Below are 24,696 nucleotides of genomic sequence, written 5' to 3' on the forward strand. Positions count from 1 at the left end.
GAACGTGACCCGCTAGAAGCGCCGCCCTGTCGTCGGGCTGCCTCTATGGTCCCGTATCCAAAACGCACGTCAAACCGGCTTCAACACAGGAGGAACCAACATGAACCGCATCGTCATCCGCATTGGCCTTGCCCTCGGCGCAATTTTCTTCGCTAATATCTCCGCCAAGGCCCAACTCAACCCTGATGTCCCTCCCGGCGGCAACTTCGATCTGAGCTACTGGAATCTCCAGCTCCCCACCGGTTCTGCCGGCGACCCCAACACCATCTACAGCTCCCAGTTGGTGGGTGACAGCGGCTATGAGAACTACTCCTATTTCTTTACTGAAAGCGGCGACGGCGCCATGGTCATGAAGGTTCCTGGCAGCCCCGATGACACCGGCTGTGTTACCACCCCCAACTCCACCCACTGCCGCACCGAGTTGGCTGAAACCTCCAGCTGGAGTCCCAACAACGAGCCCAATCGGATGTACGCGACTCTCTACGTCACCGAAGCCGACCCGACCAATTATGGCACCGTCATCGGCCAGATCCATATAGACGCCAGCGTCTCCACCAAGCCAGTTTGCGAGCTGTATTACAACCAGAACGGTGACATCACAATCGGCGTAGAACAAACGACCTCAGGCGATGACGAGGTCTTTACACCTCTCACCAACGTCCCCGTAGGCACCACCTTCTCCTACGAGCTCAAGTATGAGAGCAACACGCTCGTAGTCAATATCAACGGCACCTGGTGGACCCTCGACACCTACTCCCTCGACGCCCCGCTCAGTTATTTCAAGGCCGGCAACTACAACCAGAGCACCGACTCCCAGAGCGGCCCCTCCGACGTTCACTTCCTCTCCCTCTCGATCGTCCACTAAAGACAGCAGGGCAATAAGCGTAAGCCACCACTCGGGCACCCCACCCTTGAGCGAGTTCTCGCACAGGGTGGGGCGTCGTTTGTGATGATGACAAGAGGCTGGGTTAGGCCAACTGCGTCTTGCGCAGGTGCTTCCTGGATTTTTTGAGGCTCTTCACCACAGCCTTGCTGATGACCTTCGTCACATTCAGGCTGTCGCTGTCGGAGCCCTCGGACTTCTTCATGTCTTCATCGAAGATAGGCGTTCCGTCTTGTGTGGACACCGTCAGGTGGAAGGTAAGCTTTGTCGTCCCCACGAAGTGTCCCAATGGTCCCACAGACGCGCGGACTGCCTGATCGCCCTTGTTGAAGGCTATGGCCCGCACTTTGATGCGGAACTCCGCGCAGTTTCCTTCTGAACTTCGGTCTCCGGCGCGGTAAACATTCAGGATGGTCTTCTCGGACTTCAGCTGTTGCACGAGACGCTCATAGAGAAGGACACGGTCCTCCGGTGGAAACTCAGATTGAAGGCCTGTCTCAATCTCTTCCACTCGGACGGTATTTTCCTGCACCTTCCATGTTGGGCAAACAGCGGGTGCCGAAATGGCGGAGACGTGGGTGGTGGCGGGAAGAACATCGAGTTCGTCCAAGGCTGTGGCGATGTCTTCGGAGTCGAGTACAAAGACGGCGCCATGATATTCGCCTGAATTATCCAGGAATTCGAGGGTCAGCAGACCAACCTTCTTATGGGTAACGGCACCAAGGGCCAAACCGCCGCCGTAGGGAATGAGCATGCGCGCGATCTGGCCTGCCGTGCCTCCAGTTTCAACGCGTTCGTCACCACTTGAGGCTTCGATGATGCGTTGATGCGGGATCTCGGCGAACCCTTGCTCCGTGGTGAAACGCAGATTCCGTCCGTTGAAAGAAAGCGTTCCCACGGAGTTAGGCTCTATCCCGGGTAAACCGATGAGAGCTTTTACTGACGTGATTTTTCTGGGCGGTGGTTGGTCGAGAGCGGCGATGCCTTTCGTTTGAGCCTGCAGCGAAGTGCCAGTGAAAAGAATGAGCGCGGCGGCCTGCAAGGTTGAACATCCTACGATATTTCTGAATCGATACAGCATGGGTGGTCCCTTCCCGAACTTCAATATTTTGAATGTATCATCTTTTTGGTAGTCACTGTCATTTACTAGTTGCTTCCTTTTTAGGCTACAATGCTTTCCATGGGTCTAAGAGAGAAGAAAGCTCAACGAAACCGCGACCGCATCATTGCTGAAGCAATGGCGCTTTTTGGCGGTAGCGGTATTGGCTACGAATCGACGACGATGGAAGTGATTGCCGAGGCGGCGGATATCAGTCCATCCACGCTCTATCGCTACTTTCCGACCAAGGATTCGATTGTTCTGGCCAGCTTGATGAGGAACACTGCCAAATTCTCTGAGGTGTTCGCACAACGCGTTAAAGAATTACCGGTGGAGCGCGCCTTAGCCGAGGCGATCTTCGCCGTGCTCGCGGTCGAAGACGCAGAGCCGAAACATGCTTTGATGGTTCGCTCGATTCTTAGCCAATCGCCCGTAGCGCGGGCTCGCCTGTGGGACTATCTGGGGGAACTGCAGTTTCAACTGACCCGGCAACTCGCGGAATGTCTGGGAAAGAAGCCAGATGACCTGAGTATTAATCTGACGGCCCGGATAGCGCTCGAAGTTCTCATGGCAGCTGCCGATATCTGGCGCGACAGCAAGGGGAAAGTCTCTTCACGGGGGACTGCAGCGCAGTTTATGCGGCTGCTGAGGGAGGGAGTTGTCCTATTTCCAGATGCTGGTACAGAGGATGTCTCTAAAGGGGCAGTTTTGAAAAAGTCCACAAAGAAGAGCCCTGTACGGAAGATCGAAAGCAGACTCCGGTCGAGATGACAATTCTGGGGTAATTCATCTGGGGTAGTTTATTCCTGCATCACCCTATCGATGAACCCGCTACAAGTAGGGCCACTTGTCGCATCCTATAGAAAGACGAGGACCTGAAGGTTCGATGGCTTTCTTTGTAGAACTTGCGACCTTGGCGGAGAAGCTTGCTCAGGAGAGCAGTCGCCTGAAGAAGCGTGCGGCGATTGCCGAGGCGATTGCGTCTTTGCATACGGCTGCTCCGGAAAGTGACGATGCTGGCCGGTTCGCGCTGTATCTGGCGGGACAGCCGTTTGCGGAAAACGATGCGCACAAGCTGAATGCGGGTGGTGCGTTGCTTAGCCGCGCGGTGCTGACGATTTCGGGAGCTAGTCAGGCTGGGCTCACGACGGCCTATCGGCTGCATGGAGATCTGGGCGCTGCCGCGCATGATTTGTTTGTGGCTCGTCCTGGTAAAGCACAGCCAGTAGCTGGGCTGACACTCGACGATGTGACAGAGGTCTTTGCCGCGATGGCTGTGGCGCGTACGACGGCTTCGCGGTCGTCGCTGGTGGAAGGGTTGCTGTCGCGCGCTACGGCGCTCGAGGCCAAGTATCTGTTGAAGCTGATGCTCGGCGATATGAGGATCGGCGTGAAGCAATCGTTGATAGAGGAGGCGATCGCTGTGGCGTCCGGTACGGATGTCGCCGCGGTGCGCCACGCCGTCATGCTGGAGGCGGACCTTGTGCATGCCGTGGGGCGAGCCTTTGCTGGAACGCTGGCGGAGGCACGCATGAGCTTGTTTCATCCGCTGGGGTTCATGCTGGCGTCGCCGGTGGAGACCGCGGAGGCTGCGGTGGAGCGGTTTACAGAAGCCCCTGTGAAGGAGAAGCCCACAAAGGTTGTGAAGCCGAAGAAAGCCCGCAGGAAGGGTACTGGCGAGGACTTCGTCGATCTTGGACTTGTGCAGGAGGTGGTCGCAAAGGAAGCTGCGGAAGAAGGGCTCGCGGAAGATGCGGAGATCGAAGCCTCGAGTGTTGTCGAGAAGAAAATGGAGTCGTCTCCGCTTGCCTTCCTGGAAGACAAGTACGACGGTATGCGGGCGCAGGTGCATTGCGGCGATCCATCGCAGCCGGGGCGCGTTGCGATCTATTCGCGAAACCGTGAGGACATTACACAGAGTTTTCCGGATCTTGCCGAAGCCTTTGCGGCTGTCGATGAGCCTTTGATTCTGGATGGAGAGATTCTTGGCTGGGACTATGGGAAGATGCAGGCGCTGCCGTTCGCGGTGATGGGACAGAGGATCGGTCGCAAGGTCGTGAGCAATGAGGTGCGACTGCAGATCCCGGTTGTCTTCATGGCCTTCGATCTGCTCTTTGCGCAGGATGAGCTTTTATTGCCGCTTCCACTCACCAAGAGACGTGCGCTTCTGGAAAGGGTTGTGGAGAGGTGGAGAGAGCGTGTGGTTTCGCCACTTACAACGGACTCCGCACGCAAGACGGCACAGGGCAGCCTGTTTGTGGAGACGACTCCGAAGGCTGAGCAAAAGGCACGATTCATACTTTCTCCCTCTCAGCCTGTGACGGATGCTGCTGCTATCGATCAAGCGTATTGCGATGCTCGCGCACGCGCGAATGAAGGGGTAATGTTGAAGCGCGCCGACTCAGCGTATCTGCCGGGGCGGCGTGGGCTGGCATGGGTGAAGCTGAAGCGCGAGCTGGCGACGTTGGATGTGGTCATTACGGGCGCTGAATTTGGGCACGGGAAGCGTGCAGGTCTGCTCTCCGATTACACCTTTGCGGTGCGAGGTAAGGCTGGCCAACTGCTGAACGTTGGCAAGGCGTACTCCGGTTTAACCGATGCGGAGATCCTGGAGATGACGGAGTGGCTCAAGGCCCATACGCTTGAAGACCAGGGATACTTTCGAACCGTCGAGCCGCAGATTGTGCTGGAGGTTGCGTTCAACAACATCATGCGGTCAACGCGTCATGCGTCCGGCTTTGCGCTGCGGTTTCCACGTATCCTGCATATCCGTCGCGACAAGCCGGTAAGCGAGATCGATACGCTGGAGCAGGTGGAAGCGGTGTATCAGACGCAGCCTGATCGGCCGGATGAAGAGTCTGCAGAATAGCGGCCGGAGGACTAAAGAATTAACATAGGCCAAGATTTGGAATGCGAGGATTGAGCATGAAGGAACACCTTCCCGAAGTCATCACGCTGAAGGCAGAGTCTTCGACACATCTTGGATACGACAATCATCCGATTACCGCTATCAATGATCATGTCGTTCGGATTGCCACGATGACTGAACCCTATCACTGGCACTTTCATCCAAACTCTGACGAGACATTTCTGGTGATTGAAGGGCGGCTTTTGATCGAGTTTGAGAGCGGATCGCGCGAACTTGATCCTGGCCAGATGCTTACGATTCCTCGCGGAGTCCGCCATCGGACACGCCCGGTTGGTGCGCGATCCGTGAACATTACCTTCGAATTGGCACAGTCTGAAACCGTTGCCGCCTGACGGATCGGAATGACGCAAATGGATAGAAAGCTAGATTGTTGTTTGAAACGACGTAAGATTTATGCCAATGAAATATTCACTTGAATAGGCTGAAATTATGTCATCTATGGATCGTCGCCACTTTCTTTCGCTTCTCGGGGCTGCTGGAACAGCAGCTACACTTGGCAACGCGTCGTTCGCTCATGCCGAGTTGGTGCCTGCTCCCGCGCCGCAGGACTTCGACTTCATCTTTATGACGGACACGCATCTGCAGCCCGAACTGGATGCCGCTAAGGGCTGTGACATGGCCTTCAAGAAGATGCGGACGCTCAAGGCTGACTTCGCGATCCAGGGCGGCGACCATATCTTCGACGGACTGGCTGTGCCCAAAGATCGTTCGATCAGTCTCTTCGATCTCTATGACAAAACCCAGCAGGACCTGAGCCTGAAGGTCTATCACACCATCGGCAACCACGATTGCCTTGGCATCTATGCTCAGAGCGGTGTGGAGCCGACTGATCCGCTCTACGGCAAGAAGTACTACGAGGAGCACATCAGCAAGCTGTACTACAGCTTCGACCACAAGGGCACGCACTTCATCGTGCTGGACTCCATCGGCATTACGGCAGACCGCGCTTACGAAGGGCGCATCGATGCGGCGCAGTTCCAGTGGCTCGCCGACGATCTGAAGGTGCAGCCTGCGGGTACGCCGATCGTCGTCAGCGTTCATATTCCTCTGGTGAGTGCGGTTGCGTGCTACAACCCGCCACCCGCGAATCCGCCCGCGCATAATGGCAGCACGGTTACGAACTCCTCTGAGGTCATCAAGCTCTTCGAGGGCCACAACGTGCTTGGCGTTCTGCAGGGCCATTGGCATATCAATGAGCGCGTCGAGTGGCATGGCGTGCCGTACATCACCAGCGGCGCAGTGAGTGGCAACTGGTGGAAGGGAACTCACATGGGGGCGCCGGAGGGCTTTACCGTAGTGTCACTGCGTGGAGGCAAGCTCACCACGCGGTATGAGACTTATGGGTTCAAGAGCGTCGATCCGCATAATACGTAGGATGTGTGTAACAGAGCGGATAGGGGCATTGGAATGCATCAGGCCTGTGAACTATTTGATGCTAGAGCCTCACGAATAGTGTGATGTCGGAATGAACCACCCAAGAACTGTCATCTCGACCGTAGCATGATGGTTTTATCATCATGCGGAGTGGAGAGACCTGCAGGCTGCCTGCGCAGGCGATAGTGTTCGTACAGGCGACCTGCAGGTCTCTCCGCTACGGCGGCAAAAAGCGCCGCCTCCGGTCGAGATGACAGGGGATGAGTGGGATCGAAAAGAACCACCTCACACCATTCGTGCTCTGCTTTAATAGGGCAGAGCCAAAGAAATTAAGGGATTTCATGCGAATTACAGTTTCACTGGACGATGCTTTGCTTGCGAAAGCAAGCGCATTGACCGGACTTCATGAAAAGTCCTCATTGATTCATGAGGGGCTAAAGGCAATCATCGAGCGGGAGAGTGCGCGGCGACTCGTGATGTTTGGCGGCAACGAGCCGAATTTGATTTCCGTTCCCCGACGACGTGCGACGAAATGATTTTTGACCGATAACCTAGTCAGTTGCGTTCATTACCCCTAGACCCCTTCAATCTTGTCTTCATCAAAGTACAGGCATCAGGGTTCTGGTCGATAAGAATGTAGTTGCGGTCGTTGCGTGCGGCGGCTTCGCCAGTCGTTCCGCTGCCCGCGAAGAAGTCCAGCACTGTGTCTCCGGGATTAGAGTGGACGCGGACGATGCGCTCCAGAATGCCTAGCGGCTTCTGGGTGGGATAGCCGGTCTTCTCCTTGCCGGTGGGGGAGACGATAGTGTGCCACCAGACGTCGGTTGGCGTTTTGCCGCGCGCTGCTTTCTCTGCGCCGACTAATCCTGGCGCCATGTAGGGAATACGATCGCTGGCCTCGAGATTGAAGGTGTAGTGCTTGGGGTCTTTGGTGTACCAGAGGATGTTGTCGTGTTTGGCGGGCCAGCGTTTGGTGGAGCGCGCGCCGTAGTCGTAGGCCCAGATGATCTCGTTCTGGAAGCAGGCGCGGCCCGCAACGCCATGAGCGGAAAAGACCTCGTCCAGCATGACTTTGCAGTAGTGAACTTCGCGCGGGTCGATGTGCAGGAAGAGAGAACCCGTAGGCGACAGGACGCGGTGCGCTTCGATCATGCGCGGGCGCAGGAAGCCGATGTAGTCGTCGAAGCGGTCGGTGTAGATGGGGGTAGCCGCGAGTTTTTCGGTGCGATAGCGATTGCCGCCAAAGCCGGTACGGTCGCCGGTATCGTCGCGGACGGTCTTCATGCGGGTGCGCTGCTGGGTCGTCCCGGTATTGAAGGGCGGATCGACGTAGATCAGCTGCACACTGGCGTCCGGAAGGGAACGCAGTGCTGCTAGGTTTTCGCTGTGGAGGATGCGATTCAATGGGGCCTCTGAGTGAGTCTATTATCTATTCGCCAGCATATGTTTTTCGTCGTCATCCTGAAGCGAAGCTGAAGGACCCCCGCATTGGCGGCACCAATGCGGGGGTCCTTCGCCTACGGCTCAGGATGACGACGAGAGACAACAGCAACGGCATGTGCAGTGCTCATCCTGCTACACTCTCATCTTTGTGGGGAACGAGTGTATGGATACAACACAACATCGCCTGGGAGTCGTTGGGGCTGGCACGATGGGCAACGGCATCGCGCATGTCTTTGCGCGGTCTGGCTTTGAGGTTTCGCTCTATGAGGTAAACCAGCAGGCGCTCGATCGTGGCCTGGCGATGGTTCGCACCAATCTCGACCGCGAGGCCGCCAAGGGCAAGATCGATCCGGCGGAAGTGCCTGCGATCTATGCGCGGCTACGGCCAACCCTTATCCTCAACGATCTGCGCGACTGCACGCTTGTGGTGGAGGCTGCGACCGAGCGTCTTGTGATCAAGCAGCAGATCTTTCATGAACTCGATGCCTTGCTCGCCCCCCAAGCTATTCTTGCGACAAATACTTCGTCTATCTCCATTACCAAGCTGGCTGGAGGCACGACGCGACCTGATCGCGTGATCGGTATGCACTTCTTCAATCCAGTGCCGGTGATGTCGCTTGTCGAGGTGATTCGCGGCCTGCAGACCTCCGATGCGACGTACGAGACGGTGCGATTATTGTCGCTGGCGGCAGGGAAGTCGCCGGTTGAGGTGAACGATGCAGCCGGGTTCGTCTCCAACCGCGTACTGATGCCGTTGATCAATGAGGCGATCTTTGCGGTCATGGAAGGCGTGGCGACGGCCGAGGCAGTCGACGAGATCTTCCGGCTGGGTATGGCGCATCCGATGGGCCCGCTTACTCTGGCCGACTTCATCGGGCTCGACGTCTGCCTGGATATTATGCGGGTCCTGGAGGAGGGGTTGGGCGATCCCAAGTATCGCCCCTGTCCGCTGCTCATCCGCATGGTCGATGCCGGGTGGCTCGGCCGCAAATCGGGGCGGGGGTTCTATACCTATCCCGCGAAAGTTTGATCGAACGAACCTGAACTACACTTAATTACATCTCATGAGCAGACGGTTGCAGGGAGAAGCGCTTTGCCGAACGAATTGTATTTTGAAGATTTGCATCCAGGGCTGAAGTTCAACTCCAGCCGCAGCTATAAGGTCACCGCGGAAGAGATCAAAGAGTTCGCCGAACGCTACGATCCGCAGCCGTTTCATCTCGATGAAGCGGCGGGCGAGAGTTCGTTTTTCAAAGGGCTGGCGGCGTCGGGTTGGTTGACGGCGGCCATCGTAATGCGGCTGCGCGTGGAGTCCATTCATATTGCGGGCGGAATGATCGGCGCGGGTGTCGAGGAGATTCGCTGGACGCAGCCGGTGCGTCCCGGAGACTCGTTGCGCACGGAGGCGGAGATCCTCAGCGTGCGGCACTCAGCCTCGCGGCCCGCGTTCGGTGTGGTGCGCTCGCGGACGGTGGTCTTCAATCAACGCGACGAGGTCATTATGCGTTCGGTGGTGAACTTTCTGGCGCCGCTGCGGACTAAGCCGTAACTACGGCCAGTGCCTCCGTTTGAAGGCGCCTTTGCCGGTGAAGGAAGATCAAGGATGATTCGTGATGTCTCCGTCCGCGCTGTAAGCCGGCAGGATTACGATCAATGGTTGCCGTTGTGGGAGGGCTATAACGCTTTCTACGGACGGTCGGGCGAAACCGCGCTTTCGCCTGACGTTACTCTCATGACCTGGGCCCGTTTCTTCGATGCCTATGAGCCGGTGCATGGCCTGGTCGCCGAGCGCGAGGGCCAATTGCTTGGCCTGGCGCATTACCTCTTTCATCGCAACACCATATCGATTGCGCCAACCTGCTACATGCAGGACCTGTTTACCAGTGAGGCGGCACGGGGAAAAGGCGTCGGCAGAGCCTTGATCAGCGAAGTCTATGAGCAAGCGAGGCTTGCGGGTGCGCCTCGTGTTTACTGGCATACCCAGGAGACGAATCGGACCGCTATGCAACTCTACGACAAGATGGCGGAACACTCCGGTTTTGTCGTCTATCGCAAGATGCTCTGACATGCGCCACGTAGCCAGTTTGGTTCCCGATTTGCACTGAAAGCGGGCGTATTCTGTACGTTGTGCGGATGACGGTGTTAGCTTCGGGCTCGAAAGGCAACTCTACTGTGGTTGCCTCAGGTTCGACGCGCATCCTGGTGGATGCGGGGCTGTCGTGCCGCGAGATACTGCGCCGCATGGCTCTTGCCGGAGAAGATGCCGCAGAGCTGAATGCCATCCTGATTACCCATGAACACGTCGACCATATAGCGGGTCTTGCCGTGCTGGCTCGGAAGCTGCGTATTCCGGTCTTCTTTACGGAGCAGACGCATCGCGCGTGGGTGCGGATGCTTACGCCTCGAAAGACCATGTCCTATGCCAAATGGATGGACAAGATGCAGCAGGAGAAAGAGGCTCGCGCTGCTCTCGTGGCTGCTCAGGTTGAAACCGACACTTTGGTGGAAGAAAAGCTACCGGTGGATGAGCTGTCTCCAGCAGAAGAGGTGCGTCCCGCAGCGAAGGCCGATCCGGCGTTCCTTCCGGCTGTGGAATACTTCCGTGCCGGACAGAACTTCTGCATCGGCGATATTGACGTTAACCCCTTTACGATTCCTCATGATGCAGCCGATCCCTGTGGCTTCGTCTTCCATGCGCGGCAGGAGTCCATCCGCATGGCTATCGCCACCGATCTTGGGTACATCCCTCCGAACGTGAAGCTGGCCCTGCGGAATGTCGATGTACTGCTGCTGGAATCGAACCACGATCTTGAGATGCTCAAGGACGGCCCCTATCCGTGGTCGGTGAAGCAGCGCGTGCTTTCGCGGGTCGGCCATCTTTCGAATCATGCCGCAGCCGAGTTTCTGCTGCGCGACTACGATGGCAGCGCGCATACCATCGTTCTCGGCCATCTTTCCGAGAGCAATAATCTACCGGAGTTGGCCCGACTGGCTGCCGAACAGGCGATCAGCAACCGGATGACGCTGCTCGGCAACCGCGTGGTGCTGGCCGCGCAGGATGCGCCACTCGACCCTATCTGCCTTTAGCTTTGGCCGTTGATCTGGACGGATTCCCGGTGCCGAAGAAAAGGTGCTTCCTGCTATCGGTCGAATTCATCTAAACTGAAAGGACCGCAAGAATGCCGAACGAAACATATCATCGCGCCCATCGCCACGAGGCCTGCAACGATCAGGTCATCGGAGCCATTCTTTCCGGCTGGCGCTATGACATCTCGGGCATTCCCAAGGACCTTCGCGGCGACTATGAGGCGCACCTTCGTGGCTGCACGTACTGCCGCCGCCGCCAGCGTCTCCACCGGACTGTGGATATCCTGCTTCTGGCGGCAACCACCCTCTCCTTTGTGGCGTTCCTTCTAGCAGCGTTGGTCATGCATAAGATTGAGGCTTACAGCCACATCAGCGGCAATGTCCACGTGCATTTGCACGGTGAGGGCAGAGCGGTTCTGGCGCGCATTCCCGACAGCATTGCCATTAGCCTGGAGACCGTTGCCTGCACGGGCGTCTTCGTTTCGCTGCTGCTCTGGGTTCTGGTGGCCATCGCGACGCCGATTCCAGGCATGCTATCCACGATGTTCCGTGAGCGTATTTCGCCGGAAGAGCGCGATCGTCTGCGCAAGCAGGCTGCCTGAGCCACGCTGCAAGCCCGGCATCCCATTTTGAGCGACCCTACCTCATCTTCCATCGTCTCTTCCTCCACGGAGCATCTCCTGCCAGTGGAGCTGGCTCCCTTGGAATCAAGGAAGTCAGCGGCTAGCGATAACGACAAACCTCCCTCGCTGCTCGGCTATCCGGCGACGTATCTGTTGATTGGCATCAACCTTCTGGTCTTCGCGGTCATGTTCCGGTATAGCCCCGCGGTTCCATTGATCCGGGAGCACGCAGGCTGGGGAATCCTTACAGCGCCGTTCGACGTGAGTACGCTGCTCCACTTTGGCGGCAGCGATTCAGCGCTCATTCTCCAGCAGAACGAGTGGTGGCGTCTGATTACCGCTACGTTCGTCCATGTCACGATCCTGCATCTTGCCCTGAATATGTGGTGCCTGTGGAACCTGGGTCTCTTCGGAGAGCCCCTGCTGGGCCGTCCTGGCTTGGTCGCGGTGTATCTACTGACAGGCACGGCAGGCATGATGCTCTCGCTCACCTGGAGTGTCGTCAGCCGGCAGGACACCCTGGTCGCAGGCGCTTCGGGGGCAGTCTTTGGCGTAGCGGGAATCCTGATTGTGCTGCTCTCCAACCGCAAACTTGCCGCGCCGTGGAGGGAGCTGCGCAGCCTGCGCCGCTCGGTGATCTGGTTCGCCGCCCTCAATCTCGCGATTGGTATTCTGCCGCAGTTTCTGCCGGCGTTTTCGCCCGCCCAGCTGGCGAAGGTGCATCTAGCTCCCGACTCGCTGCCGCGCATCGACAATACGGCACATCTCGGAGGCTTTCTGAGCGGTCTGGCGCTGGGTTTCCCGCTATTTCCGCGTATGACCTCAGGGAAGTCGAGTTATCGCGCCCGGCAGGGGTTGGTGTTTGCTGTTGCGGCGCTGCTGCTCTGTCTGTTTGGCTATGGTCTGGCGCAGTCATTCTGACCGGAAATCCACATACGGGGCAATATCTCCACAGGCACGCTCAGGGCGGTGAGCGCTATACTTCCGCCAAAGGAAAAAGCCCCCGGGTGGCCGGGGGCTTTTTCTTGTCCGAAATTAACTGATCGAGAGCGTTGCGGTTGCTGCGAACTTTCGCACCATGGCCAGCAGCAGGCGGCGGTCGGTTTCGCCCAGGTGAGCGGAGTAGCGCTGAACCTGGGTGAGGAATCGAATCTCGTCCTCATTGAGGCTCATGCCCGGAACTTCCTTGACGGAATCCTCGGCGAAGAACTGACTCAGCGGCAGGTCGAGCGCTGAGGCGATCTTCTGCAAGGTCTCCAGCGAAGGCACCGTGTGGCCATTCTCGACGCGTGAGAGGTAGCAACGCAGCAGACCGGTGCGCTTTTCGATGTCCCCCTGGGACATCCCCCGCTGCAGACGAAAGTCGCGAATCGTCGTCCCAATATTGATTGGCGCTGGTCCTGGTGACGCTGCCATCGCCGATGGCAAGGCTGTTTGCATATGTTCCATTAGCCGTAAAGTAACGATCTCGAACGAAGGTAGCAAGAACTAAGTTCAAGAATCGTTATGTTTACGAACCATGAAAGATTCGTGCATCCGGCGGCACTGGTGAGACAGAGTGTAGAGGATGGAGTGTAGAGGATAGACGGGAGAGCCAAAAGGCTCCTTTCTACGGTCTATCCTCTACACTCTTCTGCTTTACCCCATGTACATTCCGCCGTTGACGTCGAGCGTGTGCCCTGTGATGTACCCGGCACCTTCAGAGGCCAGGAAGGCGACAGCAGCGGCGGCTTCGTGCTCGGTGCCGACGCGTCCCAGTGGAATCTGCGTGATCATGGCTGCCTTATGCTCATCGGGCAGGATGGCTGTCATGGCTGTCTCGATGTAGCCCGGAGCGACGGCGTTGACGGTGATGCCGCGGCTTGCGAGCTCGCGGGCCAGTGCCTTGGTCATGCCGATCATTCCAGCCTTGGAGGCCGCATAGTTGACCTGTCCGGCTTGCCCGACCTCTCCCACGATGGAGGTGATGTTGATAATGCGTCCCCAGCGTGCCTTGAGCATGGAGGAGGAGCAAGCCTGGGTCAGCAGAAACGCTCCGGTGAGGTTCGTGTTAATTACATCGTCCCAGTCCTGGCGCTTCATGCGCAGCGTGAGGCCATCCTTGGTGATGCCGGCGTTGTTGACGAGAATCTCGACCTTCCCGAACTCGGCGATGACGGCTTTGGCGCAGGCCTTGATCGACTCTTCGTTCGACACGTCGAGGGCAAAGGTCTTGGCATGGCCGCCGGCTGCTGCGATCTCGGCGGCGACGGATTCGAGCTTTTCCGCACTCCGCGCCGCCAGGGCGACGGTTGCTCCGGCTTTGGCGAGTTCAAGGGCGCATGCCCGTCCGATACCCTGCGACGCGCCGGTTACCAACGCAATTCTTCCTGTCAATCCGCTCACAATGCTCCTCATTTCTGTTGTCGGTAAATCAGTTAGAGTTCTCCACTATTAAAGCATCGCAGGCACGATATTCTTGTGCGAGTCATGTCAGATCGTCCCACACCGCACCCCGAACCCCAACATCCCGAAAATACCACCGAAGTCTACGCCATCCACGGCGCGGAGCCGGAGGTCCTTGCCTATGCGATGGCCAAGTACTCGCGCTCGGCCCTGACCATGCGCGAATCGCTGGCAGAGATCAGCTCGCAGCGTGCTGAGCAGTTTCTCAACACGTTCTACTTCCAGTATGGCCATCGCTCTATTGCCGATCTCGCGCACATTCCGTTCGCGGTGGAGAAGCTTTCGCTGCTGGCGGCGATCTGTCTGGTGGACGAGACGCGCTGGGACGGGCAGGAGCGCTCCACGCGCTACCAGGACTTCCGCCGCAGCGGATGGTTTACGCCGCACCTAGGGACGAAGCAGCGCAAGCTGTACACCCACGCGATTGGCGATCTCTTCAAGTCCTACGACTCGCTGAGTGCAGGGATGCTCTCCGCGCTCAAGCATGCGATCCCGCAGCCGGAGTCGATGAAGTCCGACAGCTACGAGCGCACGCTGAAGGCTCGTGCCTTCGACGCGGCGCGCTATCTGCTGCCGCTGGCGACGAATACCTCGCTCGGCCAGATTGTGAATGCTCGTACATTGGAGACGCAGGTCTCGCGTCTGCTCTCGAGCCAGTTCGCGGAGATTCGCGATCTGGGAGGCAAGTTGCGAACCGCAGCCAGCGAGCCGGCATGGAATGTGCAGCGCGACAAGCTGGAACAGCTTGCGGGTGAGGGAACGGTCGATGCCAATGCGACGTCCGAGATCCTCAACGACCTGATGCCCCCAGTACGCACCGCGCCTACGCTGGTGAAGTACGCGGAGAAGAACGAGTACCAGTGCAAGAGCCGCACAGAGCTGGCCCAGGCCGCACGAGAGTTGATGGGCGATGCGCCGATCTATCCTGCGCCGATCGTCGACCTGCTGGACGACGACGAGGATCTGGAGGTAGAGATCGCGACCTCGCTGGTCTACCCGCACTGTCATTACTCGTACCGCCAGTTGCGCGGAGCGGTGGCTGCGCTGAGCGAGACACGGCGCAATGAACTGCTGAAGCTGGGTGCGGTGCATCGCGGACGTCACGACGAACTGGTACGGGCCTTCAACGCGGGACATGGGTTTCGCTTCGACATCCTCATGGATATTGGCGGCTTCCGCGATATGCATCGCCACCGTCGCTGCGTGCAGTTGATCCAGGAGTTCTCGGACGTTCACGGCTACGATGAGCCTGTCTGCCCCGGACAGCCGACACTTGCGGAGGCTGGCCTGGAAGAGCAGTACCGTGAGGCCATGGACGCTGCGCTGGCAGCGTATCGCACGGTTCGCGACAGCGACGAACCCGAGGCGCACCAGAGCGCGCAGTACCTGCTGCCGCTGGGCATTCGCTGCCGCAGCCTGTTCAAGATGGACTTCGCCGAAGCGCTCTATATTGCGGAGTTGCGCTCGGGGATTGCTGGGCACTTCAGCTACCGGCGTGTGGCGTGGGAGATGTATCGATCGATTGCTGTAAGGCATCCGGCTTTAGCGGGGCTGTTCCGGATTGAGGATGTGAATGTTCCGATGGACCTGCTGAAGAGGTGATCGTTTTTTGACCCGAGAAGAACTTAATGCCCTTGCGGAACGAACGCTGGATGCCGCATATCGTATTCACTCTACCTTTGGTCCTGGACTTTTGGAGAGTGCCTATACCGCGTGCCTGGTATTTGAATTGCATCGCATGGGACTGGATGTGAAGACAGAAGTGCCTGTACCGATTGTGTATGAAGATGTAAAGCTCTCTGATGTTGGATACAGAATCGATATTTTAGTGGGGAACGAGTTAGTGATTGAGGTCAAGTCGCTGGAGGCTATCGCCCCTGTGCATCTGTCGCAATTGGTGTCTTATCTCAAGCTATCGAATCGACGGCTCGGATTGTTATTGAACTTCAATGTAGAGCGCTTGAAGGATGGGATTTATCGGCGTGTGAATGGGTTTTAGATCAAGTTAGAAAAAGCTCTGACGCAACGGGCGCGACGGTTCGCAACGATACGCGACGGTTGTAGTGCTTATGGAAAACACTTCCCCTAAACACAAATGCCGTCGCGTGCCGTTGCGAACCGCCGCGCCCGTTGCGTCAAGGCTTTTCCGGCTGTCCGCCAAGTCGAAAGGGATTGAAGTTGGTGTGGGTGTCGAAGGTGTCCACGTGCTCGGCACGCTTGAGCCAGCCGATCACGAGATAGGTCATCGGCGTCGCCAGCACTTCATAGGCAACCTTCAGCAGATACCCCGTCACGATAATCACCAGCAGCTTGTGTGGGGAGAACGTACCGGCGAAGGTGATCACGATGACCAGCGTCGTATCCACAGCCTGGCCGACTACGGTCGACCCCACCGTCCGCGTCCAAAGCATGCGCCCTTTGGTGATGAGTTTCAACTTGGCCATCGTGTACGAGTTCGCAAACTCGCCTGCCCAGAAGGCGATAAGGCTGGCAATAAGAATGCGCGGCAGGAAGCCGAAGACCGTGATGAACGCCGCCTGATTATGCCACTCCGGATCGGCGGGCAGGGCAATGACCAGGGCCGAGACGGCATAGAGCAGCGCCGTGCCGAAGAACCCCAGCCAGATAGCCCTCCGGGAGGCGGTGTAGCCATAGATCTCGGTAAAAACATCCCCGAAGATGTACGTGATGGGGAAGAGCACCATGGCACCGCTGGTGGAGAACGGTCCGATGCGAATGACCTTCTGGGCGAGCAGGTTCGACACCAGAAGGATTACGACGAAGGCGGTTGTCAGCGCGTCGAGGTAGCGAAAGCGGTGCATGGATTGAGAGTATCGCAGGTTGTCGGCGACTTTCGCTTTTCTTTTGCCATGGCCTGGGGTTTGATGCTAGACTCGGCTTTGACATTTCACCTTCGCTCTACCCCATTAAGGAGACACACATCGTGGCAGATGATCGCAGCAAAGCCATAGAAACCGCACTTTCTCAGCTTGAAAAGCAATTTGGCAAAGGGTCGGTGATGCGGCTCGGCGCGAAAGAGGCCATTGGGCCAATTTCGGTGATCTCCACGGGTTCGATCTCTTTTGACGCGGCATTGGGCGTGGGTGGCGTGCCTCGTGGGCGCGTGATCGAGATCTTTGGACCGGAGAGTTCGGGTAAGACCACCATTACGCTGCAGATCATCGCCGAGGCGCAGAAGAACGGCGGCCTGGCGGCGTTCGTCGACGCGGAACACGCACTCGATCCGGCCTATGCGAAGAAGCTGGGGGTCGATACCGATAACCTGCTGGTGAGCCAGCCGGATTATGGCGAACAGGCGTTGGAGATCGTCGAAGCGCTGGTCCGGTCGGGTGCGATCGACGTGCTGGTGGTGGACTCCGTGGCCGCTCTGGTTCCGAAGGCCGAACTCGATGGAGAGATGGGCGACTCGCACATGGGCTTGCAGGCCAGGCTGATGTCGCAGGCGCTGCGTAAGCTGACCGGGACGGTGTCCAAGTCGCGCACGAGCCTGATCTTCATCAACCAGGTCCGCGAGAAGATTGGCGTCATGTTCGGCAATCCCGAGACCACGACCGGCGGACGCGCTCTGAAGTTCTACTCCTCGGTGCGTATCGACATCCGCCGCATCGGCGCGGTAAAGGAAGGCGACGTCGTTGTCGGCAACCGCACGAAGGTCAAGATCGTGAAGAACAAAGTGGCGGCACCGTTCCGCGACGCTGAGTTCGACATTCTCTTCGGGGAAGGCATCTCGCGCGAAGGCGATTCACTGGACCTTGCGGTATTGCACAACATCGTCGACAAGTCGGGCGCGTGGTACAGCTACCAGGGCGAGCGCATCGGACAGGGCCGCGAGAATGTGCGTGGATTCTTGAAGGAAAACAGGGAAGTCTTCGGGCGCATCGACAGCGAACTGCGCAAGAAGCTTGGCATCAAGGCGTCGGATGACGTTGAGGTCCCTGAAGCTCCGGCCAATGGAGCTGCTCAGGCGGTTGAGGTCGTAAAGCCACGCCGCGGATAAGTTTGCCTGCAACCGAGCAAAAGCCATGACAGAAGATCGTCGTGGCTTTTGCTTTTAAATTGCGGTCTGAAGCGGTGTGGATGAGTTGTTCGAGCACCATGCGGAGAGTTGGGAGCGCCCGGTTGAATGCACCTGACTCGAAATGTGTTTTTAGCCATTTCGTAGCCTTCTACAATCAGTTGCATTGGCACGATAAGACCCTATAAATCAATAGTTTGCATTTTGGTCCAGGTCGCATAGACACGCACTAGCTTGTCATGAATTCCCTTAGCAACTGGCACAACAAATGACACAAAAAATAGAGTTGTGGGGAGCGTCGTTTCTGTTTCGCAACACCTTGATGAAACTCAATTAAGCATCAACCACGCGGTATAAGAACCCTCACGCAGGTGGTTTGATTTGATAGTGAAATCTCTGAAAAACCTTGCATGGATGAAGTATGTTCACTGCAATAGGCTCAAGAAGAACTTTTTGGAACGAACTACAAGAGTCAGTTCGCCATGTTCCGTTCAGGTCCGAATACTCAAACCTGAGCAAGAAATAAATTGTTGATCTTTCGTTCCATTCCTCTTGGGAAAAGGTTCCATGGATAGTGTTCCAGGAAGGATAGGAGGGAACAAGGACAGAACCAGACGCCAACTTTCCACCTCCACTCCAATCATTTTCAAATCGTCGAACGATTCTTATTTGATCGTCTTTATCATCAGGCTTTCCCGGATAGATTTTAGCCATTACCGAAATGTTTGTTGCCGTAGCTGCGCCCATGTTGACGAAGTAATAGTTAAAGGCATAAGGCGTATCCGCTTTAATTTCTTGTGGAGCCGCACCCGCAAATTCAAATCGATCAAATCGTATCGCAGCATAGGGCCGGGTCTGCTCTATCGTCTTGTTAGCTGCTTCTAGGGTCGTGCTTATGCCGCTCGTTGTCGCCTTGAACTGCTCATTTCCCGTTCGGATCGAGTCAGACAAGCCGTTTGCAATCCTTTGAAATTGTTCATTTTGTCGTTGACGTGCTTCCTGATTGTCTTTGTCGCTTCTGCCAATTGCACGAACCTCCAGAACAGTAAACGAAATGAGTAAAACGATCCATGCCACCTTTTCATAGATATGCATGTGGTCGGGGCGCACACTCATAATCCCCGCCACTAGGGCGAGCAGGCCAATGCACACGCCAGGAGATTGGGGATGCAGTATAAACCACAGCGACAGGCCCATAGCCACGAGCACCAATGCCCAGGCCACGAAGGCACTATGGTTCCAGACCGAAGCCAACCTGGGCGCAAAGTTTCGCATTTTCGGATTGTCCGCTTCTCTTTGCCTTACGTAAAGCAGAAATCTGATCTGCTCGTATTCGCTTTATATTCGACTGAAATCGTACCATGTTCAATCCTGATGCACACGTGCCCCGTGTTAATCGAGCGATGGTCTATCTCGGGGCCTGTCTCATTGCAGGCATACGACTCGCTAGGGAAAGACAGGTGAGCGTCCGGGTGGTGCCAACCATCGCAGTAATTGATGAGTCGGTAGAACTCGCACACGAAATCTTCCATCGCGTCTTTAGGAAGGTGCCAGTCAAACTCCAGAATAAGGACTAAGCATGGGCTGTGAGCGCCGAGCAACGGCTGAGATGCGTGAAGAAGGCCGCATGTGTGCGAACTGCCTACGAACGATGGACATTGGTTTCTGGAAAGGTGGACCGCGTCTGTGTGACTACCGCCTAAGCTCGCGCCAGGTCCTCTTGAGATTCAGATACGACCGTTGCGTCTGGTACTGCGATTTCCTTGACCCGCAGTCGAAGATGCCCATAGGACGACAGCGGAGATTCCAGACGGCTGACATGATCCGGACAATGATCGCAAGGACGCATACGGCGCTTGGAGGTCCAAAGAAGGCCCTGTTTGAGAAGTCGCTGGAGGCTGGTGCAGGAGAACTCCTGCTAGATGTCACAGGCGAGCAGTACATCAAGCTGAAGTGAAAGACGGGCAGCTATCAGCATTTGCAGCGTGAGCGGCTTCCTACACGCTTCCCCCTACCTGCCATCACGAGGCTTACAAACTGTGTGCGTTAGCCCGCATGAATTTTTCGTCTATGTCGATAGTAGAAGACGGAATAACCTTTAGAAGCCACTCTTTCAAGTACGAAAAGGGTCGTTCCTTTTCAGAAAGTTTGCGCGTGTGGGACCAAGCAATCATGTCAGCTACTTGTAAGGGGGAGTGGAATGGCAATTCCAAGTCCTGAACATCTGCAAATTGGTCCCACCAGTTGTTGGGGTTCTTGGTCTTGCCAGGACGAGTTCGTTTCTCTAGCCAGCCCTGTTTAAACTTGCTCAGGAACCTCTCACCTCTGTCATAAAAAACGTACAGTGGTTCTTTGTGCGTCTCGGGGACATTTTCCGAGTAGACTCCAGCGGTTAACGTAAGGCAACCACCGGCACACTCCTTCAAAGGGTCTGGTACGACGGCAATTCCCTTTAACGACAAGCGATGTCTTGCGGACTCGTTGATTGAACACCGCGCCATCCTAAATTCTTCTTTGTTCACCTGACTCAAAAGAACGATGGCATCTTGTATCAAACACTGCTTCTTGTCGAAATCCCACCCCGCTTCAGATTCAAACGGATCATCGTTTCCTAGCAACTCGATCATGTGTATGTAGGGGGCAACAGGATAGCGGTTTGCCAGCATAGTCTTCCACTCTTGATCGAATGATGCCCAAACCTCGTCAGTCCCTGCAATCCCAGCCAGCGTTATCCAGTTATCTCCGTTGTCGTCGTTTCCCCAACTCCCATCAAAATAGGTCTTCATGACAAGCAGCAATTCCTTCCCGTCTATTCGACGTAGATCCGGGGTCTTCGCCAAACCTGAGTCCTCCCGCTTCAAGTGCAGGACTACTGATAATCTACGCACAAATGACTAATCATGTTCTTCAGTGGGCAACGAACAACTCCGCAGGGATTCAGGCGATTGCCGCTCTGGTAGCGTCATTCGTCGGAGTGGCGGGGCTTGCGGTCCTCTGCAAGTATGCCTGGGATACGCGAACAATCGCGAATGCGACAGCTTTCCAAGCAAAAGACAATGTGCTGCCCTTCCTTGCCCTGAATCTAGTTACGCTGAAACAGGGACTATACCTCACTTGTGATGAATGGCAACTTGAGAATCAGGGCTTTGGCCCGGCAATCAATGTCAAGCATTATCTATTTGACGATCCCATCCCCAAGCAGAGGCTTTCAATTATGCAGGGTACGGAGTCTGTTATCTGCGATACGACGACACAAGAAGGTAGACTCTTCACGGATAATATGCGCTCCAAGAAGGGCTTCATCGTCGAATATGAGTCGATAGCCGGGGAATCACTGCGGAGTACGTTTCGTCTCATGGACGCGAATCAGGTTTCAGTAAGCTTTGAGAATCTTTCAAGAAAGCGCTAGCCTCGTTTGGTTATCCACAAGTATTAAAAACACTCTCTAGCCTTTGGGAACGTCGCCCTCTACTGTCAATTCAGACAAGCATCACAACCTGAGCTGAGAGGCAATACCGATGACTCAAGATGCCCTTTCCTCTGAACCGTCTATCTCCTGCTCCATCTGCCCACAGGTTTTCCCCGCTGAAGACCTTAGCCAGTGCCGCGAGTGCGGGGAATTCATCTGCGAATACTGTCCCAAATACGGCTGCTCCTGCGTTGATGACGATCCAACAATTCAGGCTCTACGCGTTCAGCTCCGCGCGGGGGCAATCGAGTTTGGACAGCTACAGGCAGAGCGGGAGCTAATGGGGACAGACAACCTCACCACGAGCCAGCAGGCGCGCTTGCTGCTGCTTACTGACATTGTTCACAGCCTGAGATTTGAAATCGACGAGATCAACCGGATTCAAGATGAAAAGGACTTCCCAGAGAAAGATCAATCTTAGAGGACTGAAGGCAGCTTAGCGAGAAAGAAGTCCCACACCGTGCAGAGTATGCGCAGGTGTGGGGCTTTTTGTCGAGTTCAGGTGGTAGTCTTGCTCACCTCCAAGCAAACTAACAAGAGGAAGGGGGGAGCAGCAATCAAATCACTCAACCTTTCGTTTTCTTTGCCAGTTCAACAATCAACTCGAGGAGTTCCTTGCCTTGCTTTGATTTTAATAAGAGATCTAGGATCGAAGCCGGGCTTTTGTGATGCGCTTGCAAGGTTGCTTCGATTTCTTGCCCGAAAGAGCGATCACCAATATTGATTCTAAATTTGTTTTGATCTTCAATTGGGAGCGGGGCTAGGTACGGTCCAATAGCTTCTAGTTCGAGAGCGAGCTTGCGGTTGCGCTTTTCGTTTAAGAACAATTTGTCCGCTTGACTGCCACTGTATCCAGCGATGACTCCCAGTGAAACCAAGAGCAAAACTCTACCCGCGAACCCGCCCCAGTTGAAGTGGCCAGAAGCATCTTCAAGGAGCGGAAGCGTTCTATATGCGAGCACGGTAAGCGTACTCAGTGACAGCACAGTAAGTCCCTGCCAGATCCACATCCCTTTTTGAGCCCGGTTGGCAGTAAGAAGATAGCCAGAGGTCACGCCTAAGTTGCCGATAACTCCCACGAGCTTTTCTACGTTCTCTTCTTTCTCTCTGATGCTCTTCAGAATGCTCTCGGCCTCTTCTCCGAATGACGCATTCAGGAGCTTGAGACTCTCAGTATTCGCCTGAACCGTTTCGTTACGTTGCTTGGTGAATTCTGTGTCTTGTGCTGAAAGACTCTTCTCATAAGCAGCAATGACCTCACCATACTTTGTTTGACGTACACCTTGTGCCTCTGCAAATTCCTTACTTCGAGCATCTTGACCTGTCGAAAATTGCCCCTGATAATCGGCTACCAGCTTCGTTAGATCCTGCTGGCCAGTACGCAACGTATCCGTAAACTCTTTGCTTCGCGTATCCTGAGAAGCTGAAAACTGACCTTGATAATCAGTTGTCACTTGTACAAGTTTTTGCTTTTCGGCGTCAATCAAAGTAGCAAGCTCGTTCAAGCGCGATTGCAACCCTGTTATCTCTGAATGGAGCTTGTTGTTGGCTGTACGCGCGGCAGAAAGACTTTCTTCTGCTAATGCCCGTTGCTCCGTCGATATCGAGATGAGTGCTCCAAGCTCCTCCGGACTGTAAGCCCCAGGAAGTTGATTGCTTGCAGCGAGAACTCTGTCGGCAGTTGCGTTTGCATTGATTATGTGACCGCCAACTTTGTCAGAAATGTAGGCTTCTATTTCGTTACGCACTGCCAACAGCGCTGTCGCCATCTCATCAAGGGGTGCTGGAGTCGTAATGCTGGGGTCGGCAGCCGCGAGCCGCTTCCCACAGTATGAGAGCATCGTTCGTAGACGTTCGATACCAGGTCGGGATTCTTCTAGCGAGTCCTCAATGCCAAGTGCACGGTCAACGAGCGGACCAAGAGCCTGCAATTCGGCCCAGATTTGATGTTCTTTGATTCTTTGATCCCATTGATTCATAGAGACCGCCTTCTCAACTCATTGTGATCGGTTGGGTATACGGGATGACTATATCGTTAAACGACAAAAGCCCCACCCTGGATGTTTTTGAGGGTGGGGCTTTTGTCGTGTCTAGGCGATAGGTTTGCTCACCTTGAAACTGAGGATTTGGAGGAGGTGAACGAAATGGCTAAACTGTCGCTTCTGTCTGACCTAGCAGCAGGCGAGGCAAAATTAGCAGAGATCGAACAGAATCCAAAACTCGCCCCACGCAAGATGATGCCACGAGTTGTTGAGTTCATGACGAAGGATGCCGACTGCACATATGCAGGATCGAGCTTGGCATACAAACCAACGAAATCCTCATAGCCCAGAGTCGTAGGGCCCCGATGTAACGCTAGTGCTCTCGGTCGTGATGATCGACTGGACGTTTCCAGAAGAACTACCCGTGACAATCCGGTTCGATAAACCACGTGCGATGCTCAAGGGAGAATCAGAGGGGGGCGGGTCTTCCCGAGTGCACGTAATGAGGTGAGCGCTAGAGGTTGGATCAACTCTGTTCTCATTGATGCCAAGATCAAAGGCTATACGTGGCATTGCAATAGACACACCTTCGCCGGTAGACTAGGGAAAGCCCGATAGACATCCGCATTGTGGATGAGTTGCTCGAGCACCATGCGGAGAGTTGGCAGAGCCCGGTTGAATGCACCTGACTCGAAATCAGACATAGTCGCAAGGCTATCGGGGGTTCGAATCCCTCACTCTCCGCCATAAATTTCTATATCGTGTTTTGCCTCTGGGGTTCGGGTACCCATTCGCAGTTAATTTGTTATCGCGATATCCATATCTTCACAAAGACAAAACAAAAGCCCGCAATCGCGGGCTTTTATTTTTGTGAAGATGCGAGCTGGCCACAGCCCGGAAGGCTGACAGCCGGCTCGCAGTATGGAGGTGGGTTACCGGAGCGCGAGAACGGTGTCGTCCATCTCTTTCGAGGCCTGTGCCAGCACATCGCCGGCGTGGTAGTTTCCGACTGACGTGTTGGCGAGGACGGTTGTTCCGATAGCAACCTTCAATTCAAGCGACTTCCCTGGAGCGAGTGTCATTACCTGCTCACCCACCTTCAACTCTATGGCCGCCTTCGAATCGTTGCGGACGCTGAACTTGACCGTTTGGGCCTTTGCGAAGATCGCGTGAACCGGCACATTAACACCTGCCGGCGCAGCATAGACTTTGGACGACGACGTAAGGCTTACGAGGGCGATAGACACTGCCAGAACATTACGAATCTTCATAACAACTCCCAGTACTGCAAGATTTCACTGCTAACGCCATCCTCGACGAGGCTGC

The 24,696-nt window shown here is 55.7% G+C and carries 28 protein-coding genes and 1 tRNA gene; 20 read left to right on the plus strand and 9 right to left on the minus strand.

The annotated features are described in order from the left end of the window. Positions 1-100 precede the first annotated feature (100 nt). Positions 101-865: a polysaccharide lyase family 7 protein gene (locus tag GSQ91_RS00075; protein WP_158819215.1), complete on the plus strand. Its 765-nt coding sequence runs from the start codon at positions 101-103 to the stop codon at positions 863-865. A gap of 103 nt (positions 866-968) precedes the next feature. On the opposite strand, the gene GSQ91_RS00080 is transcribed toward GSQ91_RS00075, so the two are convergent. After that, the gene (locus GSQ91_RS00080) at positions 969-1,925 is read right to left on the minus strand and encodes a hypothetical protein (protein ID WP_158819216.1); all 957 of its coding nucleotides are present in this window, start codon (positions 1,923-1,925) and stop codon (positions 969-971) included. A 138-nt stretch (positions 1,926-2,063) separates the two neighbouring features. Between GSQ91_RS00080 and GSQ91_RS00085 the strand changes: the two genes are divergently transcribed. The 5 genes from GSQ91_RS00085 to GSQ91_RS00105 all read left to right on the plus strand — a co-directional run bounded on the left by GSQ91_RS00085 (position 2,064) and on the right by GSQ91_RS00105 (position 6,821). Further along, positions 2,064-2,753 (plus strand): TetR/AcrR family transcriptional regulator, encoded by a 690-nt coding sequence (locus tag GSQ91_RS00085; RefSeq protein WP_158819217.1) that lies wholly within the window; start codon positions 2,064-2,066, stop codon positions 2,751-2,753. A gap of 115 nt (positions 2,754-2,868) precedes the next feature. Then, complete coding sequence (locus GSQ91_RS00090) at positions 2,869-4,851, plus strand: ATP-dependent DNA ligase (RefSeq protein ID WP_158819218.1); 1,983 nt, start codon at positions 2,869-2,871, stop codon at positions 4,849-4,851. 56 nt (positions 4,852-4,907) lie between these two features. Then, positions 4,908-5,243: a cupin domain-containing protein gene (locus GSQ91_RS00095; RefSeq protein ID WP_254064291.1), complete on the plus strand. Its 336-nt coding sequence runs from the start codon at positions 4,908-4,910 to the stop codon at positions 5,241-5,243. A 97-nt stretch (positions 5,244-5,340) separates the two neighbouring features. Next, positions 5,341-6,285: a metallophosphoesterase gene (locus tag GSQ91_RS00100; RefSeq protein ID WP_158819220.1), complete on the plus strand. Its 945-nt coding sequence runs from the start codon at positions 5,341-5,343 to the stop codon at positions 6,283-6,285. Positions 6,286-6,545: 260 nt separating this feature from the next. Continuing rightward, the gene (locus tag GSQ91_RS00105) at positions 6,546-6,821 is read left to right on the plus strand and encodes a type II toxin-antitoxin system VapB family antitoxin (protein WP_216845007.1); all 276 of its coding nucleotides are present in this window, start codon (positions 6,546-6,548) and stop codon (positions 6,819-6,821) included. 19 nt (positions 6,822-6,840) lie between these two features. Here the strand turns inward: GSQ91_RS00105 and GSQ91_RS00110 are convergent, their stop codons facing one another. After that, positions 6,841-7,689: a site-specific DNA-methyltransferase gene (locus GSQ91_RS00110; RefSeq protein ID WP_158819221.1), complete on the minus strand. Its 849-nt coding sequence runs from the start codon at positions 7,687-7,689 to the stop codon at positions 6,841-6,843. Positions 7,690-7,891: 202 nt separating this feature from the next. Here GSQ91_RS00110 and GSQ91_RS00115 point away from each other — a divergent pair, with 202 nt between their 5' ends. The 6 genes from GSQ91_RS00115 to GSQ91_RS00140 all read left to right on the plus strand — a co-directional run bounded on the left by GSQ91_RS00115 (position 7,892) and on the right by GSQ91_RS00140 (position 12,359). Beyond that, positions 7,892-8,758 carry a 3-hydroxybutyryl-CoA dehydrogenase gene (locus tag GSQ91_RS00115; RefSeq protein ID WP_158819222.1) on the plus strand — a complete coding sequence of 289 codons (867 nt, stop codon included), beginning with the start codon at positions 7,892-7,894 and terminating at the stop codon, positions 8,756-8,758. 63 nt (positions 8,759-8,821) lie between these two features. Beyond that, positions 8,822-9,277 (plus strand): MaoC family dehydratase, encoded by a 456-nt coding sequence (locus tag GSQ91_RS00120; RefSeq protein WP_158819223.1) that lies wholly within the window; start codon positions 8,822-8,824, stop codon positions 9,275-9,277. Between the two features lie 54 nt (positions 9,278-9,331). Next, positions 9,332-9,793: a GNAT family N-acetyltransferase gene (locus GSQ91_RS00125; protein WP_158819224.1), complete on the plus strand. Its 462-nt coding sequence runs from the start codon at positions 9,332-9,334 to the stop codon at positions 9,791-9,793. A gap of 68 nt (positions 9,794-9,861) precedes the next feature. Continuing rightward, on the plus strand, positions 9,862-10,815 hold the full coding sequence (locus GSQ91_RS00130) for an MBL fold metallo-hydrolase (protein WP_158819225.1): 954 nt from the start codon (positions 9,862-9,864) through the stop codon (positions 10,813-10,815). Positions 10,816-10,907: 92 nt separating this feature from the next. Then, on the plus strand, positions 10,908-11,417 hold the full coding sequence (locus tag GSQ91_RS00135) for a hypothetical protein (RefSeq protein WP_158819226.1): 510 nt from the start codon (positions 10,908-10,910) through the stop codon (positions 11,415-11,417). Between the two features lie 99 nt (positions 11,418-11,516). After that, entirely contained in the window at positions 11,517-12,359 is an 843-nt protein-coding gene (locus tag GSQ91_RS00140; RefSeq protein ID WP_254064292.1) for a rhomboid family intramembrane serine protease, read from the plus strand. 114 nt (positions 12,360-12,473) lie between these two features. On the opposite strand, the gene GSQ91_RS00145 is transcribed toward GSQ91_RS00140, so the two are convergent. After that, positions 12,474-12,887: a helix-turn-helix domain-containing protein gene (locus GSQ91_RS00145; RefSeq protein ID WP_158819227.1), complete on the minus strand. Its 414-nt coding sequence runs from the start codon at positions 12,885-12,887 to the stop codon at positions 12,474-12,476. 189 nt (positions 12,888-13,076) lie between these two features. Further along, positions 13,077-13,826 carry a 3-oxoacyl-ACP reductase FabG gene (gene fabG / locus GSQ91_RS00150; RefSeq protein ID WP_371417052.1) on the minus strand — a complete coding sequence of 250 codons (750 nt, stop codon included), beginning with the start codon at positions 13,824-13,826 and terminating at the stop codon, positions 13,077-13,079. A gap of 81 nt (positions 13,827-13,907) precedes the next feature. Between fabG and GSQ91_RS00155 the strand changes: the two genes are divergently transcribed. Together GSQ91_RS00155 and GSQ91_RS00160 are read left to right on the plus strand one after the other, a co-directional pair. Continuing rightward, positions 13,908-15,485, plus strand: a complete 1,578-nt coding sequence (locus GSQ91_RS00155) for an FAD-dependent thymidylate synthase (RefSeq protein WP_158819229.1) — start codon at positions 13,908-13,910, stop codon at positions 15,483-15,485. 7 nt (positions 15,486-15,492) lie between these two features. Next, entirely contained in the window at positions 15,493-15,882 is a 390-nt protein-coding gene (locus GSQ91_RS00160) for a GxxExxY protein (RefSeq protein WP_158819230.1), read from the plus strand. Positions 15,883-16,018: 136 nt separating this feature from the next. On the opposite strand, the gene GSQ91_RS00165 is transcribed toward GSQ91_RS00160, so the two are convergent. Continuing rightward, a complete protein-coding gene (locus tag GSQ91_RS00165) occupies positions 16,019-16,705 on the minus strand; it encodes a queuosine precursor transporter (protein ID WP_158819231.1) in 687 nt (228 codons plus the stop codon). A gap of 122 nt (positions 16,706-16,827) precedes the next feature. Between GSQ91_RS00165 and recA the strand changes: the two genes are divergently transcribed. Further along, positions 16,828-17,901: a recombinase RecA gene (gene recA, locus GSQ91_RS00170; protein ID WP_158819232.1), complete on the plus strand. Its 1,074-nt coding sequence runs from the start codon at positions 16,828-16,830 to the stop codon at positions 17,899-17,901. Positions 17,902-18,282: 381 nt separating this feature from the next. Here recA and GSQ91_RS00175 read toward each other — a convergent pair whose 3' ends face one another. Continuing rightward, positions 18,283-19,116: a hypothetical protein gene (locus GSQ91_RS00175; protein ID WP_158819233.1), complete on the minus strand. Its 834-nt coding sequence runs from the start codon at positions 19,114-19,116 to the stop codon at positions 18,283-18,285. A 634-nt stretch (positions 19,117-19,750) separates the two neighbouring features. On the opposite strand from GSQ91_RS00175, the gene GSQ91_RS26030 reads away from it, so the two are divergent. Beyond that, positions 19,751-19,876 (plus strand): hypothetical protein, encoded by a 126-nt coding sequence (locus tag GSQ91_RS26030; RefSeq protein ID WP_256370358.1) that lies wholly within the window; start codon positions 19,751-19,753, stop codon positions 19,874-19,876. A gap of 73 nt (positions 19,877-19,949) precedes the next feature. Here GSQ91_RS26030 and GSQ91_RS00180 read toward each other — a convergent pair whose 3' ends face one another. After that, a complete protein-coding gene (locus GSQ91_RS00180) occupies positions 19,950-20,705 on the minus strand; it encodes a hypothetical protein (RefSeq protein ID WP_158819234.1) in 756 nt (251 codons plus the stop codon). 104 nt (positions 20,706-20,809) lie between these two features. On the opposite strand from GSQ91_RS00180, the gene GSQ91_RS00185 reads away from it, so the two are divergent. Then, positions 20,810-21,328: a hypothetical protein gene (locus GSQ91_RS00185; RefSeq protein WP_158819235.1), complete on the plus strand. Its 519-nt coding sequence runs from the start codon at positions 20,810-20,812 to the stop codon at positions 21,326-21,328. A gap of 109 nt (positions 21,329-21,437) precedes the next feature. After that, the gene (locus GSQ91_RS00190) at positions 21,438-21,809 is read left to right on the plus strand and encodes a hypothetical protein (protein ID WP_158819236.1); all 372 of its coding nucleotides are present in this window, start codon (positions 21,438-21,440) and stop codon (positions 21,807-21,809) included. Between the two features lie 145 nt (positions 21,810-21,954). On the opposite strand, the gene GSQ91_RS00195 is transcribed toward GSQ91_RS00190, so the two are convergent. Further along, a complete protein-coding gene (locus tag GSQ91_RS00195) occupies positions 21,955-23,367 on the minus strand; it encodes a hypothetical protein (protein ID WP_158819237.1) in 1,413 nt (470 codons plus the stop codon). Between the two features lie 165 nt (positions 23,368-23,532). Between GSQ91_RS00195 and GSQ91_RS00200 the strand changes: the two genes are divergently transcribed. Next, the gene (locus tag GSQ91_RS00200) at positions 23,533-23,715 is read left to right on the plus strand and encodes a hypothetical protein (RefSeq protein WP_158819238.1); all 183 of its coding nucleotides are present in this window, start codon (positions 23,533-23,535) and stop codon (positions 23,713-23,715) included. 310 nt (positions 23,716-24,025) lie between these two features. Continuing rightward, a tRNA-Ser gene (locus GSQ91_RS00205) sits at positions 24,026-24,117 on the plus strand. Between the two features lie 185 nt (positions 24,118-24,302). Here the strand turns inward: GSQ91_RS00205 and GSQ91_RS00210 are convergent. Continuing rightward, positions 24,303-24,641, minus strand: a complete 339-nt coding sequence (locus tag GSQ91_RS00210; protein WP_158819239.1) for a hypothetical protein — start codon at positions 24,639-24,641, stop codon at positions 24,303-24,305. Between the last annotated feature and the right edge of the window lie 55 nt (positions 24,642-24,696).

Source organism: Granulicella sp. S156, from assembly GCF_009766105.1.
Classification (GTDB): domain Bacteria; phylum Acidobacteriota; class Terriglobia; order Terriglobales; family Acidobacteriaceae; genus Granulicella.